The organism is Dietzia sp. DQ11-44 (genome assembly GCF_014145205.1).
Taxonomy (GTDB): Bacteria; Actinomycetota; Actinomycetes; order Mycobacteriales; family Mycobacteriaceae; genus Dietzia; species Dietzia natronolimnaea.
Map to the genome: position 1 here is coordinate 1 of NZ_JAALEC010000280.1, position 2,102 is coordinate 2,102.

Annotated in this window: 3 protein-coding genes; 1 reads left to right on the forward strand and 2 read right to left on the reverse strand. The window is 70.0% G+C overall.

Features of this window, described 5'->3' with window-relative positions; translation table 11 throughout:
• The coding region (locus G6018_RS07815) for a 1-acyl-sn-glycerol-3-phosphate acyltransferase (RefSeq protein ID WP_182639313.1) at positions 1-546 on the reverse strand (546 nt) is incomplete at its 3' end.
• Between the two features lie 60 nt (positions 547-606).
• Here G6018_RS07815 and G6018_RS17360 point away from each other — a divergent pair.
• A complete protein-coding gene (locus tag G6018_RS17360) occupies positions 607-1,125 on the forward strand; it encodes a PaaI family thioesterase (protein WP_179524224.1) in 519 nt (172 codons plus the stop codon).
• 10 nt (positions 1,126-1,135) lie between these two features.
• On the opposite strand, the gene serS is transcribed toward G6018_RS17360, so the two are convergent.
• A partial coding sequence (gene serS / locus G6018_RS07825; protein ID WP_182639314.1) for a serine--tRNA ligase occupies positions 1,136-2,102 on the reverse strand: 967 nt, incomplete at its 5' end.

The following is a 2,102-nucleotide window of genomic DNA, read 5'->3' on the forward strand; positions in this document are numbered from 1 at the left end:
CTCGTACGCCGGCGTCGGCTCGCCGACCTCCATCATGATCGGCACCTTCGGGCGCAGCAGCTTCTTGGGCAGGCCCTTGGTCCACACCCGCTGCGAGCCCCACAGGGTCACCGTGATGATCGGGACGTCGGCGGCGAGCGCCATCCGCACCGCACCGGACTTGAAGCCCTTGACCTCGAAACTGCGACTGATGGTGGCCTCGGGGAACACGCCCACCAGCTCTCCGGCCTTGAGCCGGTCCACCGCCTCGTCGAACGACGCCTTACCCGCCGTGCGGTCGACCGGGATGTGCTTGAGCTCCCGCATGATCGGCCCGGAGACCTTGTGGTCGAACACCTCGACCTTGGCCATGTAGCGGATGAACCGCTTGTGCAGGCGCGCCGGGATGCCGCCGTAGACGAAGTCGAGGTACCCGGTGTGGTTCATCACCACCACGGCCCCGCCGACCTCGGGGAAGTTGCGCTCGCCGCGCATCGTGATGTCCAGTCCCTGGACTTTGAACAGTGTCCGGGCGAACCCGATGATCCCCGTATAGAGCAGCTCCACGGCCCCCAGCGTAGCGGCCCACCCCGGGCGGCGTGATCCGCTGCCGGTAGGTTCGGCGGGGTGGATGACGACGAGCCCTTCGATTCGGTCGACCCCGCGGCGCGCAGTCGCCACTATTCGTGGCCGCCGCTGCCGAGCGAGTCCGAGCGCAGCCCGCACGCGGGGCTGGACGCCCTGCGGGGGATCGTCGACGGCGAGCGCCACCTCTCCCCCGGCGCGCACACCCTCGGCCTGGCACTGACCTCGGCGTCCGATCGCGTGGTCGCCATGACCGCCACACCCGGGGAGTGGGCCCTGAACAACGGGGGGACCGTGCACGGCGGGATCGTCTCGGGGTGGGTCGACTCCGCCCTGGGCTACGCCACCGCGACCGTCGTCGACGAGGGCGTGGGCTACAGCACGCTCGACCTGACCGTCCGGTACATCCGCGCGCTCAGGTTGGAGAAGACCCCCGCGACGATCCATGCCGAGGTCGAGCACGTGGGCCGGTCGACGTGCGTCGTGCAGGCCAAGGTCCTCGACACCGACGGTCGGACCTGCGCCAGCGCGAGCGGCGTGATGATGCTCTTCCGGCCCTGAGCCGATCCGGTCAGCGGGGCGGCTCGAGCACGTCCTTGCCGACGAACGGCCGCAGCGCCTCGGGCACGACCACGGAACCGTCCGCCTGCTGGTGGTTCTCCAGGATCGCCACGAGCCAGCGCGTGGTGGCCAGCGTGCCGTTGAGGGTGGCGGCCGTCTGGGGCTTTCCCCCCTCGTCCCGGTAGCGCACCCCCAGCCGGCGGGCCTGGAACGTCGTGCAGTTGGACGTGGACGTGAGCTCCCGGTAGGCACCCTGGGTCGGGACCCACGCCTCGCAGTCGTACTTGCGGGCGGCCGACGACCCCAGGTCCCCACCGGCGATGTCGATCACGCGGAACGGCAGCCCCATGGCCTGCAGCATCTCCTTCTCGAAGCCCAGGAGGCGCAGGTGCTCGGCGTGGGCCTCCTCCGGCTTGCACCAGGAGAACATCTCGACCTTGTCGAACTGGTGCACGCGGATGATGCCGCGGGTGTCCTTGCCGTGGCTGCCGGCCTCACGCCGGAAGCACGAGGACCAGCCGACGTACCGCTTGGGTCCGGCCGACAGGTCCAGGATCTCGCCCTGGTGGTAGCCGGCGAGCGCGACCTCGGAGGTGCCCACCAGGTAGAGGTCGTCGGCCTCGAGCCGGTAGATCTCGTCGGCGTGGGCGCCGAGGAACCCGGTGCCCTGCATGATCTCGGGGCGCACCAGAACGGGCGGGATCATGAGTGTGAAGCCGTTGGCGGTGGCCTTCTGCGCGGCCAACTGCAGCATGCCCAGCTGCAGGAGTGCGCCGTAGCCGGTGAGGAAGTAGAAGCGCGCGCCCGAGACCTTGGCGCCGCGTTCCATGTCCAGCAGCCCCAGACTCTCCCCGAGCTCGAGGTGGTCCCTCGGCTCGAAGTCGAAGCTCGGGATCTCGCCGATCCGCTCGATCTCCACGAAGTCGTCCTCGCCCCCGGCGGGGGTCCCCGCCTCGACGACGTTGGAGAGGAGCCGC